The 16,765-nt window shown below is 60.0% G+C and carries 11 protein-coding genes and 1 riboswitch; of the genes, 9 read left to right on the top strand and 2 right to left on the bottom strand.

Translation table 11 applies throughout. The features are described from left to right. The first annotated feature begins 83 nt into the window (after positions 1-83). The 4 genes from sgrR to thiQ all read left to right on the top strand — a co-directional run bounded on the left by sgrR (position 84) and on the right by thiQ (position 5,158). Positions 84-1,739: an HTH-type transcriptional regulator SgrR gene (gene sgrR, locus ACOKCT_RS06050; protein ID WP_420193279.1), complete on the top strand. Its 1,656-nt coding sequence runs from the start codon at positions 84-86 to the stop codon at positions 1,737-1,739. A 36-nt stretch (positions 1,740-1,775) separates the two neighbouring features. Further along, a riboswitch (TPP riboswitch) is annotated at positions 1,776-1,875 on the top strand. Between the two features lie 34 nt (positions 1,876-1,909). Then, positions 1,910-2,893, top strand: a complete 984-nt coding sequence (gene thiB, locus ACOKCT_RS06045; protein ID WP_420193278.1) for a thiamine ABC transporter substrate binding subunit — start codon at positions 1,910-1,912, stop codon at positions 2,891-2,893. Continuing rightward, positions 2,869-4,479 carry a thiamine/thiamine pyrophosphate ABC transporter permease ThiP gene (gene thiP, locus ACOKCT_RS06040; RefSeq protein WP_156653911.1) on the top strand — a complete coding sequence of 537 codons (1,611 nt, stop codon included), beginning with the start codon at positions 2,869-2,871 and terminating at the stop codon, positions 4,477-4,479. The genes thiB and thiP overlap by 25 nt, the downstream gene beginning before the upstream one ends. Then, positions 4,463-5,158, top strand: coding sequence for a thiamine ABC transporter ATP-binding protein ThiQ (gene thiQ, locus ACOKCT_RS06035; RefSeq protein WP_159339991.1), 696 nt, complete (start codon positions 4,463-4,465; stop codon positions 5,156-5,158). The genes thiP and thiQ overlap by 17 nt, the downstream gene beginning before the upstream one ends. A 6-nt stretch (positions 5,159-5,164) precedes the next feature. Here the strand turns inward: thiQ and ACOKCT_RS06030 are convergent, their stop codons facing one another. Then, entirely contained in the window at positions 5,165-5,932 is a 768-nt protein-coding gene (locus ACOKCT_RS06030; protein WP_103178247.1) for a DedA family protein, read from the bottom strand. 129 nt (positions 5,933-6,061) lie between these two features. Further along, complete coding sequence (araC, locus tag ACOKCT_RS06025; RefSeq protein WP_103823228.1) at positions 6,062-6,907, bottom strand: arabinose operon transcriptional regulator AraC; 846 nt, start codon at positions 6,905-6,907, stop codon at positions 6,062-6,064. Between the two features lie 335 nt (positions 6,908-7,242). Between araC and araB the strand changes: the two genes are divergently transcribed. The 5 genes from araB to rapA all read left to right on the top strand — a co-directional run bounded on the left by araB (position 7,243) and on the right by rapA (position 16,760). Further along, positions 7,243-8,952 carry a ribulokinase gene (gene araB / locus ACOKCT_RS06020; protein ID WP_156653910.1) on the top strand — a complete coding sequence of 570 codons (1,710 nt, stop codon included), beginning with the start codon at positions 7,243-7,245 and terminating at the stop codon, positions 8,950-8,952. 10 nt (positions 8,953-8,962) lie between these two features. After that, entirely contained in the window at positions 8,963-10,465 is a 1,503-nt protein-coding gene (araA, locus tag ACOKCT_RS06015) for an L-arabinose isomerase (RefSeq protein ID WP_159339993.1), read from the top strand. A 51-nt stretch (positions 10,466-10,516) separates the two neighbouring features. After that, complete coding sequence (gene araD, locus ACOKCT_RS06010; RefSeq protein WP_420193277.1) at positions 10,517-11,212, top strand: L-ribulose-5-phosphate 4-epimerase; 696 nt, start codon at positions 10,517-10,519, stop codon at positions 11,210-11,212. A 154-nt stretch (positions 11,213-11,366) separates the two neighbouring features. Beyond that, complete coding sequence (gene polB / locus ACOKCT_RS06005; RefSeq protein ID WP_420193276.1) at positions 11,367-13,724, top strand: DNA polymerase II; 2,358 nt, start codon at positions 11,367-11,369, stop codon at positions 13,722-13,724. 129 nt (positions 13,725-13,853) lie between these two features. Beyond that, complete coding sequence (rapA, locus tag ACOKCT_RS06000) at positions 13,854-16,760, top strand: RNA polymerase-associated protein RapA (protein WP_114387961.1); 2,907 nt, start codon at positions 13,854-13,856, stop codon at positions 16,758-16,760. Positions 16,761-16,765: the final 5 nt, after the last annotated feature.

Genomic DNA, 16,765 nt, shown 5'->3' with positions numbered 1-16,765 from the left:
ACCTCCTCGCTTCATCGAAGTGAATTATTGGCTTAATATAGGGATTAATAAATTGCTGATTTTTTGTCAGGAGTTCCTCTTTTATGCCCTCTGGTCGTCTGCAACAACAATTCATTCGCCTCTGGCAGTGCTGTGACGGCCAGACCCGGGAGACCACGCTCAGCGAACTGGCCGACCTGCTCAGCTGTTCGCGCCGCCATATGCGCACCCTGCTCAACACCATGCAGCAGCAGGGGTGGCTGAGCTGGGAAGCGGAGGCCGGGCGCGGCAAGCGCTCGCGCCTCACCTTTTTGTATACCGGCCTGGCGCTTCAGCAGCAGCGGGCGGAGGATCTGCTGGAGCAGGATCGCATCGAGCAGCTGGTGCAGCTGGTCGGCGATAAAGCCGCGGTGCGCCAGATGCTGGTCTCCCACCTCGGGCGCAGCTTCCGCCAGGGCAAGCACATTCTGCGCGTGCTCTATTATCGCCCGATGAAAAACCTGTTGCCGGGGAGTGCATTACGGCGCTCCGAAACCCATATGGCGCGGCAAATCTTTAGTGGGCTGACGCGCATAAATGAGGAAAATGGGGAACTGGAAGCCGACATTGCCCACCACTGGCAGCAACTTTCCCCGTTGCACTGGCGCTTTTTCTTGCGGCCTGGCATCCATTTCCACCATGGACGCGAGCTGGAGATGGCCGACGTCATTGCCACCCTGCAACGGGCCCGCGAATTGCCCCTCTATTCACACATCAGCCGGGTCCAGTCGCCCACCGCCTGGACGCTCGATATTCAGCTTACGCAGCCCGACCGCTGGCTGCCGTGGCTGCTGGGGTATGTGCCGTCGATGATCCTGCCGCGGGAGTGGGAAACGATGCACAACTTTGCCAGCCTGCCGGTGGGCACCGGGCCGTATGCGGTTTCCCGTAATAACAATAACCAGCTTAAGATCCGCGCCTTCGATGATTACTTCGGCTACCGGGCGCTGATTGACGAGGTGAACGTCTGGGTGTTGCCGGATATCAACGAAGAGCTGAGCGTCGGCCTGACCCTGGAGGGGCCAACCGAGGGGGAAAAGGCGGTGGAAAGTCGGCTTGAAGAGGGCTGTTACTATCTGCTGTTTGACGCCCGCTCCCACCGCGGGGCCAGCGCCGAGGTGCGCCAGTGGGTAAGCCGTATCCTCTCCCCGGCGAACCTGATCTATCAGGCTGAGGAAGTGTATCAGTCCTACTGGTTCCCGGCGTATGGCCTGCTGCCGCGCTGGCACCATGCCCGTCCGGGACGTGGCGACAAACCGGCCGGGCTGGAGAGCCTCACCCTGACCTTCTACCGCGAACATATCGAACATCGGGTGATCGCCAGAATGATGAGCGAGCTGCTCGCCGCCGAGCAGGTGACGCTGAACATTCAGGAGGTCAGCTATGAGGAGTGGCATCGCGGCGAGATCGTGAGCGACATCTGGCTCAACAGCGTCAACTTCACCCTGCCGCTGGATTTCTCGCTGTTCTCACATCTCTATGAGGTGCCGCTTCTGCAAAACTGTATTGAGCGCGACTGGCAACAGGACGCCGCCGAGTGGCGCGCGGGTGAGATGAATCTTGCGGTCTGGTGCCAGCAGCTGCTCGCCCAGCAGGCGATCGTCCCGCTGATCCACCACTGGCTGATGATCCAGGGGCAGCGCAGTATGCGCGGCTTGCGTATGAATACGCTGGGGTGGTTTGATTTTAAATCGGCGTGGTTTGCGCCGCCGGAACCATAACACTTTCGTAATATTCACCAAATCATTACAATACTGCCGTTCTCAACGGGGTGCTGCGTGAAAGCGTGTGCTGAGAAAATACCCGTCGAACCTGATCCGGATAACGCCGGCGAAGGGATTTGAGGCTGTTGCTCAAAATCCTTTGCCACTCTCAAACAATGAGGTGCAAAGTGTTCAAAACTGTTCTTCCCCTGTTGGCGCTGGTTGCGCTGCCTGCCGTTGCCAGTCCTGTCCTGACGGTCTACACCTATGACTCTTTCGCTGCCGACTGGGGCCCGGGCCCGGCGGTCAAAAAAGCCTTTGAGGCCGACTGCAAGTGCGAGCTGAAGTTCGTGGCGCTGGAGGATGGCGTCTCGCTGCTGAACCGCCTGCGCATGGAAGGCAAAAACAGCAAAGCCGACGTGGTGCTGGGGCTGGATAACAATCTGCTGGAAGCAGCCACCCAGACCGGGCTGTTCGCCAAAAGCGGTGTGGCGGCCGATGCGGTTAACGTCCCTGGCGGCTGGAAGAACGACACCTTTGTGCCTTTCGATTACGGCTACTTCGCCTTCGTCTACGACAAAAACAAGCTGAAAAATCCGCCAAAGAGCCTGAAAGAGCTGGTTGAGAGCGACCAGAAGTGGCGGGTGATCTACGAAGATCCCCGCACCAGCACCCCGGGGCTGGGTCTGCTGCTGTGGATGCAAAAGGTCTACGGCGACAAGACCCCGGAAGCCTGGCAGAAACTGGCCGCCAAAACGGTCACCGTGACCAAAGGCTGGAGCGAAGCCTATGGTCTGTTCCTGAAAGGGGAAAGCGATCTGGTGCTGAGCTATACCACCTCCCCGGCGTACCACATCATCGCCGAGAAAAAAGAGAACTATGCCGCCGCTGACTTTGCTGAAGGTCACTATCTGCAGGTTGAGGTCGCCGCCCGGACCGCAGCCAGCAAACAGCCGGAGCTGGCTGAGAAGTTCCTGAAATTTATGGTTTCTCCGTCGTTCCAGAATGCCATCCCGACCGGCAACTGGATGTACCCGGTGACCAATGTGACGTTACCGGCAGGTTTTGATACCCTGGTGAAACCGCAAACCACGCTGGAATTTACTTCGCAGGAAGTGGCCGGGAAACGTGCAGCATGGGTCAGTGAATGGCAACGCGCCGTCAGCCGTTAATCGCCGGCTGGTTGCTGCCGGGGCTGCTGGCCGCCACGCTGATGGTGGCCGTCGCCCTGGGCGCATTTCTGGCGCTGTGGTTTAACGCGCCAGCCACCGACGTCGCGGCGCTTCTGCACGACAGCTATCTGTGGCACGTTATCCGCTTCTCGTTCTGGCAGGCGTTTCTCTCCGCCCTGCTCTCCGTGGTGCCCGCGATATTTCTTGCCCGCGCGCTCTACCGGCGTCGCTTCCCTGGCAGGCAGGCGCTGCTACGCCTGTGCGCCATGACCCTGATCCTGCCGGTACTGGTGGCGGTATTTGGCATTCTCAGCGTTTACGGGCGTCAGGGCTGGCTGGCCGCGCTATTCCAGGCACTCGGGCTTGAGTGGCGCTTCTCGCCCTATGGCCTGCAGGGGATCCTGCTGGCGCACCTCTTTTTCAACATGCCGATGGCAACGCGCCTGCTCTTACAGGCGCTGGAAAATATCCCCGGCGAACAGCGCCAGCTTGCCGCCCAGCTTGGGATGCGTGGCGGGTCATTTTTCCGTTTTGTCGAATGGCCATGGCTGCGCCGCCAGATCCCCCCCGTCGCCGCCCTGATCTTTATGCTCTGCTTTGCCAGCTTCGCCACCGTGCTCTCGCTCGGCGGCGGGCCGCAGGCCACCACCATCGAGCTCGCCATCTATCAGGCCCTGAGTTACGACTACGATCCGGGCCGCGCGGCCCTGCTGGCGATGGTGCAGATGGTCTGCTGCCTGGGGCTGGTGATGCTGAGCCAGCGGTTGGGAAAAGCGATCCCCATCGGCGCCAGCCAGCTTGCCGGCTGGCGCGATCCGCAGGATAGCCTGCGCAGCCGCCTGACCGATGGCCTGCTCATTACCCTCGCCCTGCTGTTGTTGCTCCCGCCGCTGCTGGCGGTGGTGGTGGATGGCCTGAATCTTAACCTGGTGTCGGTGCTGCAACAGCCGGTGCTATGGCAGGCGCTGGGCACTTCGCTGCGCATTGCCCTGGGCGCCGGGCTGCTTTGCGTCCTGCTGACCATGATGCTGCTGTGGAGCAGCCGGGAGCTCTATGCCCGTCAGGCGATTGTGGCCGGACAGGCGCTGGATCTCAGCGGCATGCTGATCCTGGCGATGCCCGGCATCGTGTTGGCGAGCGGCTTTTTCCTGCTGTTCAACAGCACCATTGGCCTGCCCGAATCGGCCGATGGCATTGTCATCTTCACCAACGCCCTGATGGCCATTCCCTACGCGCTGAAAGTGCTGGAAAATCCGATGCGCGACCTCAGCGCCCGCTACACCCTGCTTTGCGACTCGCTGGGGATGCACGGCTGGCAGCGGCTGAAGGTGGTAGAGCTGCGCGCCCTGAAGCGCCCGCTGGCCCAGGCGCTGGCCTTTGCCTGCGTACTGTCGATCGGCGATTTCGGCGTGGTGGCGCTGTTTGGCAATGATGATTTCCGCACCCTGCCGTTCTGGCTCTATCAGCAGATCGGCTCGTATCGCAGCCAGGACGGGGCCGTCACGGCGCTACTGCTGCTGCTGCTCTGCTTTGCGTTATTTACCGTTATCGAAAAACTACCGGGGCGTGATGTTAAAACTGACTGATGTAACCTGGCTTTATCAGCACCTGCCGATGCGCTTCAACTTGTCCGTGCGCCGGGGCGAACTTATCGCCGTGCTCGGCCCCAGCGGCGCCGGGAAAAGCACCTTTCTCAATCTGATCGCCGGTTTTCTGCAACCGGCCAACGGCAGCATCATCCTTAATGGTCACGATCACACCCGCACGCCGCCTGCTGCGCGCCCGGTGTCGATGCTGTTTCAGGAAAACAATCTCTTTACTCATCTGAACGTGCGCCAGAACATTGGCCTGGGCATGCATCCCGGCCTCAGGCTCAACGCAGTGCAACAGCAGAAGCTAAGCGACATCGCGCTGCAGATGGGGATCGGCGATCTGCTGGAACGTCTGCCGGGTGAGCTTTCGGGCGGTCAGCGTCAGCGCGTCGCGCTGGCGCGCTGTCTGGTGCGTGAGCAGCCTGTCCTGCTGCTGGACGAGCCCTTTTCGGCACTCGATCCCGCCTTACGCCAGGAGATGCTGCTGCTGGTCAAAGAGGTGTGCGGGCGCCAGCAGCTGACGATGCTGATGGTATCGCACAGTGTGGAAGATGCGCTCAGGATCGCCCCCCGGTCGGTGGTGATTGCCGATGGCCGTATCGCCTGGGATGGCGATACGGAACAGCTGGCAAGCGGAAACGCGAGCGCGTCGCGCCTGCTGGGGATCCACTGATGCCGATCAGCGGCTGACAACCTTAAGCAGGATCTCGCCATACACCGGCATCATCGGGTGACGGACCAGCATCACCAGTGCCACCAGCGCCACGCCCAGGGTGACGGGAGCCAGCCAGAATAAGCGTCCACGCGGCAGATAGCGGCTGAGGCGATCCGAGGACGCTTTCCCGCTGCGCCACAGCCGCCAGCAGAGCCAGGCCGCCAGCCACAGCAGCAGCGCGGTCGCCAGCAGCAGCCAGCGGAAGCCCCCGCTCTGTACACCGGCAGGAATATCGATTGCCGCGCCGGCCAGGATGCCCGGCAGGAAGTAAATTGGCGGCCAGAACAGACAGCCAATCAGGTTCGGCACGATAAATTTCGCCACCGGCAGATCCAGCATCCCCGCCACCATCGGCACCAGGGGGCGCGTCGGGCCAACAAATCGCCCCACCAGAATGGTGAACATGCTGTGTTGATGCAGGGCATGCTCGGTTTTATCGAGCAGGGCTTTGTTCTTTTTCATGAATGACCAGCGGTGCAGCGGCTTTTTAAAGCGCCAGCCCAGCCAGAATGAGATCCAGTCGCCCAGCAGACAGCCGACGATCCCCGCCAGCCACGCCTGCCAGAAGTTAACCTCGCCACTGCCAATCAGCGCGCCGAGCCCGGCCATCATCACCGTGCCGGGCAGGATCAGTCCAACCAGCGCCAGAGATTCCAGGAAGGCCACGAGCGCGACGGCGACGAGCGAATAGGTAACGGACTGGGTAATAAAATGTTCCAGCAATGCCTGCATAACAGTTCCGGTCAGGTGACGAAGCAGGGATTCTGCGAAGAGCGCCCTGCTGCGTCAAGACAACAATTGTCTGAATAGTTTACCGGGTGTGAACAGGATCCAGCGAACTTGTTTAGTTTTATTTACTTTCTATTCACACCCTGCGCGAAATTCGCTGGGGCTGGCGCCGGTGCATTTTTTAAAGACCCGGGAAAAGTAGAGCTGATCCTCAAAGCCCACGTTGCGCCCGACGGTGGCAATTGGCATGCGGGTGGTGCTGAGCAGCAGCTTGGCCTGGCTGATGCGCTGATCCTCGCGCCAGCTCAGTACGCTCACCCCCAGCTGCTGGCGGAACAGGTGCGACAGACGCGACGGCGACAGGCAGACATGCTGGGCGACGCTGGCGATATCAAACTGGCTGTCCGCCAGGTGGTCGCTGATGTACTGGCAGGCTTCGCGCACCCGGTGATCCAGCGGCGGGTTGAGCGATTCATTGATCGCCTCCATCCGGCGCAGCAGTAGCTGTTCCAGCAGGTTGATGGCCAGCAGCTCGGCATAGCGCCCCCCGCCCTGCCCGGCCTCGATGATCTGGGCAAACAGTTCCCGAAACTGCGGCTGATGCGCTTCATCCGGGCGATAAAAACCGGTATGGGCAAACATCGACGGCCAGGCCAGCCACTCCTGCCAGTAAGCGCGCGGGCGGAAGTAGACCCACTGGTGATACCACTCCCGGGCATCGGGATGACGGCCATAGTGATGAATTTCACCCGGCGGGAAGAGCAGAATATCGCCCGGACGGCAGACGAAGGTCTGATCGCCATTCTTGATCACCCCCTCTCCGCGCACGGTCAGGTTGAGGATATAGCCCTTCATCCCCAGCGGTCGGTCAACGTAAAAATCGAGATAGCCGTCAGCCTCAATGGGCGTCAGTCCCGCCACCAGATGCGCGTTAAACGAGTAGCCCGGCAGCAGCGGATCGCTTTGCGTTTCAGCCATATTTTCAGTCCTCCTGGCAGTCCTGAAGGAAACCATTTGTCCATATCATCAAAAGCGGCATAAAAACGGGCTACACAAAGATCGAAAAGGTATCAGCCCGCTTTCAGATCCGCCATCATAACGCTTCCGTTGCGATTTATCCGTAACATCGAGCGGGTCGGCGGTAACAAAAGTGTCTATAACCACGGCAGAAATGTCCACATGGATTATTTGCTCGGCGTCACACTTTCCCATGTCACAGCAAAATCATCCATAAGATTAGCGGATCCCGCCTGACGATTTTCCCCCTCACTCTCTAATGTTCATTCATATCTGTTTTTTGATGGAGCAACACCATGGCAATTGCGATTGGCCTCGATTTTGGCAGTGACTCAGTACGCGCCCTGGCAGTGGAATGCACTACGGGTCAGGAGATAGCAACCAGCGTCGAGTGGTATCCGCGCTGGCAAGAGGGGCGCTATTGCGATGCGCCAAACAATCAGTTCCGCCATCATCCACGTGACTATATCGAGTCGATGGAAGCGGCAATCAAAACCGTGCTGGCAGAGTTAAGCGAGGCGCAGCGCGCTCAGATCGTCGGGATTGGCGTGGACAGCACCGGCTCTACCCCGGCGCCGATTGACGCCGATGGTCACGTTCTGGCACTGCATCCGGCATTCGCCGATAACCCGAACGCCATGTTTGTGCTGTGGAAAGACCATACCGCGGTGGAAGAAGCCGAAGCCATCACCCGTTTGTGCCATCAGCCAGGCAAAAACGACTACTCCCGCTACATCGGCGGCATTTACTCCAGCGAGTGGTTCTGGGCGAAGATCCTGCACGTTACCCGTCAGGATCCGCAGGTGGCAAAAGCGGCAGTCTCCTGGATTGAGCTGTGTGACTGGGTTCCGGCCCTGCTCTCCGGCACTACCCGTCCGCAGGATATCCGTCGCGGTCGCTGTAGCGCCGGGCACAAATCCCTCTGGCATGAAAGCTGGGGTGGCCTGCCGCCTGCCGCCTTCTTTGACGAACTCGACCCGATCATCAACCAGAACCTCGACTACCCGCTCTTTACCGATACCTGGACCGCTGATATCCCGGTCGGCACGCTCTGCGCCGAGTGGGCGGAACGCCTGGGCCTGCCCCAGACGGTGGCCATTTCCGGCGGCGCTTTTGACTGCCACATGGGCGCAGTCGGCGCGGGCGCACAGCCCAACACACTGGTGAAAGTGATCGGCACCTCCACCTGCGACATCCTGACAGCGGATAAAGCCAGCGTCGGGGATCGCGCCGTAAAAGGTATCTGCGGCCAGGTTGACGGCAGCGTGGTACCGGACTTTATCGGATTGGAAGCGGGTCAGTCCGCCTTTGGCGACATCTACGCCTGGTTTGGCCGCTTGCTGGGCTGGCCGCTGGATCAACTGGCCGCCGCCCATCCGGAACTGAAAACCCAGATCGCAGAGAGCAAAAAACAGCTCCTGCCGCAGCTGACCGACGCCTGGGCGAAGAATCCTTCCCTCGATCATCTTCCGGTCGTTCTCGACTGGTTTAACGGCCGCCGTACGCCGAATGCCAACCAGCGCCTGAAAGGGGTGATTACCGATCTGAATCTCGCCACCGACGCCCCGGCGCTGTTTGGCGGGCTGGTAGCGGCTACCGCCTTTGGCGCGCGCGCCATTATGGAGTGCTTTACCGAACAGGGGATCGCCGTCAATGAGGTGATGGCGCTGGGCGGTATCGCCCGTAAGAACCCGGTGATCATGCAGGCCTGCTGCGACGTGCTGAACCGTCCGCTGCAGATTGTCGCCTCGGATCAGTGCTGTGCCCTGGGCGCGGCGATCTTCGCGGCGGTGGCGGCGGGCGTACACACCGACATTCCGACAGCGCAGCAGCATATGGCGAGCAAGGTGGAAAGTACCCTGCAGCCGCGCGCGCAGCAGGCGCAACGTTTTGAACAGCTTTATCAGCGCTACCAGCAGTGGGCGAAGAGCGCTGAGCAGCACTATCTCCCTGTCGCCGCCCCGGTTAAGAACATCCCGGAATCTACGGCAACCCTGACACATTAAGGACACGATAATGACGATTTTTAATAATTATGAAGTGTGGTTTGTGATTGGTAGCCAGCATCTTTATGGGCCGGAAGCCCTGCGCCAGGTGACTCAACACGCAGAACATGTCGTAAACGCCCTGAATGCGGAAGCAAAATTGCCGTGCAAGCTGGTGCTGAAGCCGCTGGGCACCTCCCCGGATGAAATTACCCATATCTGTCGCGATGCTAACTACGACGATAAATGCGCGGGTCTGGTGGTGTGGCTGCACACCTTCTCTCCGGCCAAGATGTGGATCAACGGCCTCTCCATCCTCAACAAACCGCTGCTGCAGTTCCATACCCAGTTCAACGCGGCGCTGCCGTGGGACAGCATTGATATGGACTTTATGAACCTGAACCAGACCGCGCACGGCGGCCGTGAGTTCGGCTTCATCGGCGCGCGTATGCGCCAGCAGCATGCTGTCGTCACTGGCCACTGGCAGGACAAGCAGGCGCACCAGCGGATTGGTTCCTGGATGCGCCAGGCCGTATCGAAGCAGGATACCCGCCAGCTGAAAGTGGTGCGCTTCGGCGACAACATGCGTGAAGTGGCGGTAACGGACGGCGATAAAGTGGCCGCGCAGATCAAATTTGGTTTTTCCGTCAACACCTGGGCGGTGGGCGATCTGGTGCAGGTCGTCAATGAAATCAGCGATGGCGACGTTAATGCGCTGGTGGATGAGTACGAAAGCAGCTATCGCCTGACGGCGGCGGCACAGGTGAATGGTGATAAGCGCCAGAACGTGCTGGATGCAGCCCGTATTGAGCTGGGCATGAAACGCTTCCTGGAACAGGGCGGCTTCCATGCCTTTACCACCACCTTTGAAGATCTTCACGGCCTGAAGCAGCTTCCGGGCCTGGCGGTACAACGTCTGATGCAGCAGGGCTACGGCTTTGCCGGTGAAGGCGACTGGAAAACTGCCGCTCTGCTACGCATCATGAAAGTGATGTCGACCGGTCTGCAGGGCGGCACCTCCTTTATGGAGGATTACACCTACCACTTCGAGGACGGCAACGATCTGGTGCTGGGTTCGCACATGCTGGAAGTCTGCCCGTCGATCGCCGTGGATGAAAAACCGATCCTCGACGTTCAGCATCTCGGCATCGGCGGCAAAGCCGATCCAGCGCGTCTGATCTTCAACACCCGTACCGGTCCGGCCATTAACGCCAGCCTGATCGATCTGGGCGATCGTTTCCGCCTGCTGGTGAACTGCGTCGACGCCGTTGAAACGCCGCATTCCCTGCCGAAACTGCCGGTGGCGAACGCCCTGTGGAAAGCCCAGCCGGATCTGGCAACCGCTTCCGAAGCCTGGATCGTAGCAGGTGGCGCGCACCATACCGTCTTCAGCCATGCGCTGGATCTCAACGACATGCGTCAGTTCGCGGAACTGCACGATATCGAACTGACGGTCATTGATAACGACACCCGTCTGCCAGCCTTTAAAGATGCGCTGCGCTGGAACGAAGTCTACTACGGTTCAAAACGTTAACAGGGGAACCTTTGGCCTGCCGCAGGGCGGGCCTTTTTTCCTGGAGGATACATGCTGGAAGATCTCAAACGTCAGGTGCTTGAAGCCAACCTCGCCCTGCCGGAACATAATCTCGTTACCCTGACCTGGGGCAACGTCAGTGCCGTGGACCGCGAAGCAGGCGTGTTCGTCATTAAACCGTCCGGCGTCGACTACCGGGTAATGACTGCCGAGGATATGGTGGTGGTGAGCATCGCCACCGGTGAAGTGGTTGAGGGGAAGAAAAAGCCCTCCTCCGATACGCCAACGCATCGCCTGCTCTATCAAGCCTTCCCGTCCATCGGCGGCATCGTCCACACTCACTCCCGCCACGCCACTATCTGGGCGCAGGCAGGCCAGCCGATCCCGGCGACCGGCACCACCCACGCCGACTACTTCTATGGCACCATCCCCTGCACCCGCAAGATGACCGATGCCGAGATCAACGGCGAGTATGAGTGGGAGACCGGCAACGTGATTGTTGAAACCTTCGAGAAACAGGGTATCGACGCCGCGCAGATGCCGGGGGTGTTGGTTCACTCTCACGGCCCGTTTGCGTGGGGTAAAAATGCCGAGGATGCGATGCATAACGCTATCGTGCTGGAAGAGGTGGCCTATATGGGCATCTTCTGCCGCCAGCTGGCGCCGCAGCTGCCGGATATGCAGCAGACGTTGCTGGATAAACACTATCTGCGTAAGCACGGCGCGAAGGCCTATTACGGGCAGTAAAACCCGCCCGGTGGCGCTACGCTTACCGGGCCTACAGGTCTCCCAGGCCGGATAAGCGCAGCGCCATCCGGCAAAGCATACCTGTATAAAACCCCAGCAAACCCCCCTTAACCAGGCTATAATCAGGCCTGGTTTTGTTTTATGAGAGAACGGCGTGGCGCAGGCGCAACAAGGCTTTTTACTCACCCGGCACTGGCGGGATACGCCCCAGGGTACCGAAGTTGAATTCTGGCTGGCGACAGATACCGGCCCGCTAAACGTCACCCTGTCTGTCCAGGAGTCCGTTGCCTTTATTCCCGAGCCTGACGTCGAAAAAGCCCGCCAGTTGCTGCAGGGTGAAAACGGCTGGCGGCTGACGCCCCTTGAGCTGAAAGATTTCCACCGTCGTCCGGTTTACGGCCTATACTGCCGTGCCCACCGCCAGCTGATGCGTTATGAAAAGCTGCTGCGCGAGGCGGGCGTGACCCTGTACGAAGCCGATATTCGCCCCCCGGAGCGCTTTCTGATGGAGCGCTTTATCACCGCCCCGGTCTGGGTGGACGGTACGCCCCAGGGCGCACGGCTGATCAACGCCCGTCTCAAACCCAATCCGCACTATCGCCCGCCCCTGAAATGGGCGTCGCTGGACATTGAAACCACCCGGCACGGGGAGCTGTACTGCATCGGCATCGAAGGCTGCGGCCAGCGGGTTGTCTATATGCTGGGCCCGGCCAACGGCGATGCCTCGGGGCTCGATTTCCAGCTGGAGTACGTCAACAGCCGCCCGCAGCTGATCGAAAAACTGAATGCCTGGTTTGCCCGGCACGACCCGGACGTCATCATCGGCTGGAACGTAGTGCAGTTTGATTTGCGCATTCTGCAAAAACATGCCGAGCGCTACCGCATCCCTCTGCTGCTCGGACGCGGCAACAGCGAGCTGGAGTGGCGCGAGCACGGCTTTAAAAACGGCGTCTTCTTTGCCCAGGCGAACGGGCGCTTAATTATCGACGGCATCGAGGCGCTGAAATCTGCCTTCTGGAGCTTCTCGTCATTCTCGCTGGAATCGGTATCGCAGGAGCTGCTCGGGGAAGGTAAATCCATCGACAATCCCTGGGACAGGATGGACGAAATTGACCGCCGCTTCGCCGAAGATAAACCGGCCCTGGCGACCTATAACCTGAAAGACTGCGAGCTGGTGACGCGGATTTTCCACAAAACCGAGATCATGCCGTTTCTGCTGGAGCGCGCCACGGTCAATGGCCTGGCGGCCGACCGCCACGGCGGCTCCGTGGCCGCCTTCAGCCATCTCTACTTTCCGCGCATGCACCGGGCGGGCTATGTAGCCCCCAATCTCGGTGACGTGCCGCCCCAGGCCAGCCCCGGCGGCTATGTGATGGACTCCCGCCCCGGCCTGTACGACTCGGTGCTGGTGCTGGATTACAAAAGCCTCTATCCGTCGATCATTCGCACCTTTCTTATCGATCCGGTCGGCCTGGTGGAAGGGCTCGCCCAGCCGGATGAGCAGCACAGCACTGAGGGCTTCCTCGGGGCGCGTTTCTCCCGGGAAAAACACTGCCTGCCGGAGATCGTCAGCCAGATCTGGTACGGGCGCGAAGAGGCCAAGCGCCACGGCAATAAGCCGCTTTCCCAGGCGCTGAAGATCATCATGAATGCCTTTTATGGCGTGCTCGGCACCAGCGCCTGCCGTTTCTTCGACCCGCGCCTGGCCTCGTCGATTACCATGCGCGGCCACGAGATCATGCGCCAGACCAAAGTGCTGGTGGAATCCCAGGGCTATGATGTGATTTATGGCGATACCGATTCGACCTTCGTCTGGCTCAGGGGCGCCCACGCCGAAGCGGAGGCTGCCGCCATTGGCCAGTCGCTGGTGGAATTTGTTAACAGCTGGTGGCGAACGCATCTGCATCAGGCTGGCCTGACCAGCGCTCTGGAGCTGGAGTATGAGACCCACTTCTGCCGTTTTCTAATGCCCACCATTCGGGGAACCGATCAGGGCAGCAAGAAGCGCTATGCCGGGCTTATCCAGGAGGGGGAAAAGCAGCGGATGGTATTTAAAGGGCTGGAAACCGTCCGTACCGACTGGACCCCGCTGGCGCAGCGTTTCCAGCAGGAGCTTTATCTGAAAATTTTTCGGCGCGAACCCTACCAGGAGTTTGTGCGCGAGACCATCGCCAGCCTGATGGCGGGCGAACTGGATGACCAGCTGGTCTACCGCAAGCGCCTGCGTCGCCCGCTGGCGGAGTATCAGCGCAACGTGCCGCCCCACGTTCGTGCCGCCCGGCTTGCCGATGAAGAGAACGTCCGTCTTGGGCGCGCGCCGCAATACCAGAACCGAGGCACCATCAAGTATGTCTGGACCACCAGCGGCCCGGAGCCGGTGGATTATCAGCGTTCGCCCCTTGACTATGAGCACTACCTCACGCGCCAGCTACAGCCCGTCGCAGAGGGAATTTTACCGTTCATGGACGACGACTTTGCTACACTGATGACAGGTCAGTTGGGGCTATTTTGACAGGTGACGAAATCGCTGCCATCCAGTACCATAGCGCCCTTTCCATTCCCGGACCCATTATTCGACGACCGTCATTCCTGAACGGTGGTTGAACTATTGCCTGCAATTAAAGATTAGAGCCGAACAAATATGCCTTTTACACTTGGTCAACGCTGGATCAGCGACACAGAAAGCGAACTTGGGTTAGGAACTGTAGTGGCGCTGGATGCGCGTATGGTGACTCTCCTTTTCCCCGCCACCGGTGAAAACCGTCTGTATGCTCGCAATGATTCCCCTGTCACCCGCGTGATGTTCAACCCGGGCGACACCGTTACCAGCCATGAAGGCTGGCAGCTGAAGATTGAAGACGTAAAAGAAGAGAATGGACTGCTCGCCTATATCGGAACCCGACTGGATACCGAAGAGACGGGCGTCATGCTGCGCGAAGTGCTGCTCGACAGCAAACTGGTCTTCAGCAAACCTCAGGATCGCCTGTTCGCCGGTCAGATCGACCGTATGGATCGCTTCTCGCTGCGCTACCGTGCGCGCAAGTTCCAGAGCGAGCAGTACCGCATGCCGTGGAGCGGTCTGCGTGGCCAGCGCACCAGCCTGATCCCCCATCAGCTCAACATCGCCCATGACGTTGGCCGCCGCCATGCGCCGCGCGTCCTGCTGGCGGATGAAGTCGGTTTAGGTAAAACCATCGAAGCGGGCATGATCCTGCACCAGCAGCTGCTCTCCGGCGCGGCCGAGCGCGTGCTGATTGTGGTGCCAGAAACCCTGCAGCACCAGTGGCTGGTGGAGATGCTGCGCCGCTTCAACCTGCGTTTCTCCCTGTTTGATGACGAGCGCTACGCCGAAGCCCAGCACGACGCCGATAACCCGTTCGAAACCGAACAGCTGGTGATCTGCTCCCTGGACTTCGTGCGCCGCAGCAAGCAGCGTCTTGAGCACCTCTGTGATGCCGAGTGGGACATCATGGTGGTCGATGAAGCGCACCATCTGGTGTGGAATGTCGACGCGCCGAGCCGTGAATATATGGCGATTGAACAGCTGGCCGAGCGCGTACCTGGCGTACTGCTGCTCACCGCTACGCCGGAACAGCTGGGTCTGGAGAGCCACTTCGCGCGTCTGCGCCTGCTGGATCCAAACCGTTTCCATGACTTTGACCTCTTTGTCGAAGAGCAGAAAAATTATCGCCCGGTGGCGGATGCCGTTGCCCTGCTGCTGGCGGGCAAGCACCTCTCCAACGACGAGCTCAACACCCTGAGCGATCTGATTGGCGAGCAGGATATCGAGCCGCTACTCCAGGCGGCCAACAGCGATCGTGAAGGCGCCGACGCCGCACGCCAGGAGCTGGTCTCCATGCTGATGGACAGGCACGGCACCAGCCGCGTGCTGTTCCGTAATACCCGTAACGGGGTGAAAGGCTTCCCGAAACGCGAGCTGCATACCGTTCGCCTGCCGCTGCCCACCCAGTATCAGACGGCGATCAAAGTTTCCGGCATCATGGGCGCGCGTAAAACAGCGGAAGAGCGCGCCCGGGACATGCTCTATCCGGAACAGATTTATCAGGAGTTTGAAGGCGATACCGGCACCTGGTGGAACTTCGACCCGCGCGTTGAATGGCTGATGGGTTATCTGACCGCCAACCGTTCCCAGAAAGTGCTGGTCATCTGCGCCAAAGCCACCACCGCGCTTCAGCTTGAGCAGGTTCTGCGCGAGCGGGAAGGTATTCGCGCGGCGGTGTTCCATGAAGGTATGTCCATTATCGAGCGCGACCGCGCGGCGGCATGGTTCTCCGAAGAGGACAGCGGGGCACAGGTGCTGCTCTGCTCCGAAATCGGCTCCGAGGGGCGTAACTTCCAGTTCGCCAGCCGTCTGGTGATGTTCGATCTGCCGTTCAACCCGGATCTGCTGGAGCAGCGTATCGGTCGTCTGGACCGTATCGGTCAGGCGCACGACATTCAGATCCACGTTCCGTATCTGGAAAAAACCGCCCAGTCGGTGCTGGTGCGCTGGTTCCACGAAGGGCTGGATGCGTTTGAACATACCTGCCCGACCGGTCGTACCATTTACGATAGCGTGCATAACGAGCTGACGGGCTATCTGGCGGCGCCGGAAAATACCGAGGGCTTTGACGAGCTGATCAAAACTTGCCGTGAACAGCATGACGCCCTGAAAGCGCAGCTGGAGCAGGGTCGTGACCGTCTGCTGGAGATCCACTCCAACGGCGGTGAAAAGGCCCAGCGGCTGGCAGAGAGCATTGAAGAGCAGGATGACGATACCAGCCTGATCAGCTTCGCCATGAACCTGTTTGATATCGTCGGTATCAACCAGGACGATCGCGGCGAGAACTTGATTGTGCTGACCCCGTCCGATCACATGCTGGTGCCGGACTTCCCGGGCCTGCCGGAAGATGGTTGCACCATCACCTTTGAACGTGATGTGGCGCTGTCCCGCGAGGATGCGCAGTTCATCACCTGGGAACACCCGCTGATCCGCAACGGTCTGGATCTGATCCTCTCCGGCGACACCGGCAGCAGCACCATTTCGCTGCTGAAGAACAAGGCGCTGCCGGTGGGTACCCTGCTGCTGGAGCTGATCTACGTGGTAGAGGCCCAGGCACCGAAACAGCTGCAGCTCAACCGTTTCCTGCCTGCCACGCCGGTGCGTCTGCTGCTGGACAAAAACGGTACCAACCTGGCGGCGCAGGTCGAGTTTGAGAGCTTTAACCGCCAGCTGAGCGCGGTGAATCGCCATACCGGCAGCAAGCTGGTGAATGCGGTGCAGCAGGATGTCTACGCCATCCTCCAGCAGGGTGAGTCTCAGGTTGAGAAAGCAGCGCGCGCCCTGATTGACGCGGCGCGCAGCGAGGCGGATGAAAAACTGTCTGCGGAGCTCTCTCGTCTCGAGGCCCTGCGTGCGGTGAACCCCAATATTCGTGACGATGAACTGGCGGCGATTGAAACCAATCGTCAGCAGGTGCTTGAGAGCCTGAATCAGGCGGGATGGCGTCTGGATGCGCTGCGCCTTATCGTTGTGACGCATCAGTAAGCGGA

The organism is Leclercia sp. M-A074-M (genome assembly GCF_965195605.1).
Classification (GTDB): Bacteria; Pseudomonadota; Gammaproteobacteria; order Enterobacterales; family Enterobacteriaceae; genus Enterobacter.
This window is presented reverse-complemented; position numbering and strand designations above follow the sequence as displayed.

Excerpts from the sequence above, each read along its gene's own strand:
- sgrR (WP_420193279.1), top strand. The coding sequence starts at position 84 with ATGCCCTCTGGTCGTCTGCAACAACAATTCATTCGCCTCTGGCAGTGC.
- thiP (WP_156653911.1), top strand. The coding sequence starts at position 2,869 with ATGGCAACGCGCCGTCAGCCGTTAATCGCCGGCTGGTTGCTGCCGGGG.
- thiQ (WP_159339991.1), top strand. The coding sequence starts at position 4,463 with ATGTTAAAACTGACTGATGTAACCTGGCTTTATCAGCACCTGCCGATG.
- ACOKCT_RS06030 (WP_103178247.1), bottom strand. The coding sequence starts at position 5,932 with ATGCAGGCATTGCTGGAACATTTTATTACCCAGTCCGTTACCTATTCG.
- araC (WP_103823228.1), bottom strand. The coding sequence starts at position 6,907 with ATGGCTGAAACGCAAAGCGATCCGCTGCTGCCGGGCTACTCGTTTAAC.
- araB (WP_156653910.1), top strand. The coding sequence starts at position 7,243 with ATGGCAATTGCGATTGGCCTCGATTTTGGCAGTGACTCAGTACGCGCC.
- araA (WP_159339993.1), top strand. The coding sequence starts at position 8,963 with ATGACGATTTTTAATAATTATGAAGTGTGGTTTGTGATTGGTAGCCAG.
- araD (WP_420193277.1), top strand. The coding sequence starts at position 10,517 with ATGCTGGAAGATCTCAAACGTCAGGTGCTTGAAGCCAACCTCGCCCTG.
- rapA (WP_114387961.1), top strand. The coding sequence starts at position 13,854 with ATGCCTTTTACACTTGGTCAACGCTGGATCAGCGACACAGAAAGCGAA.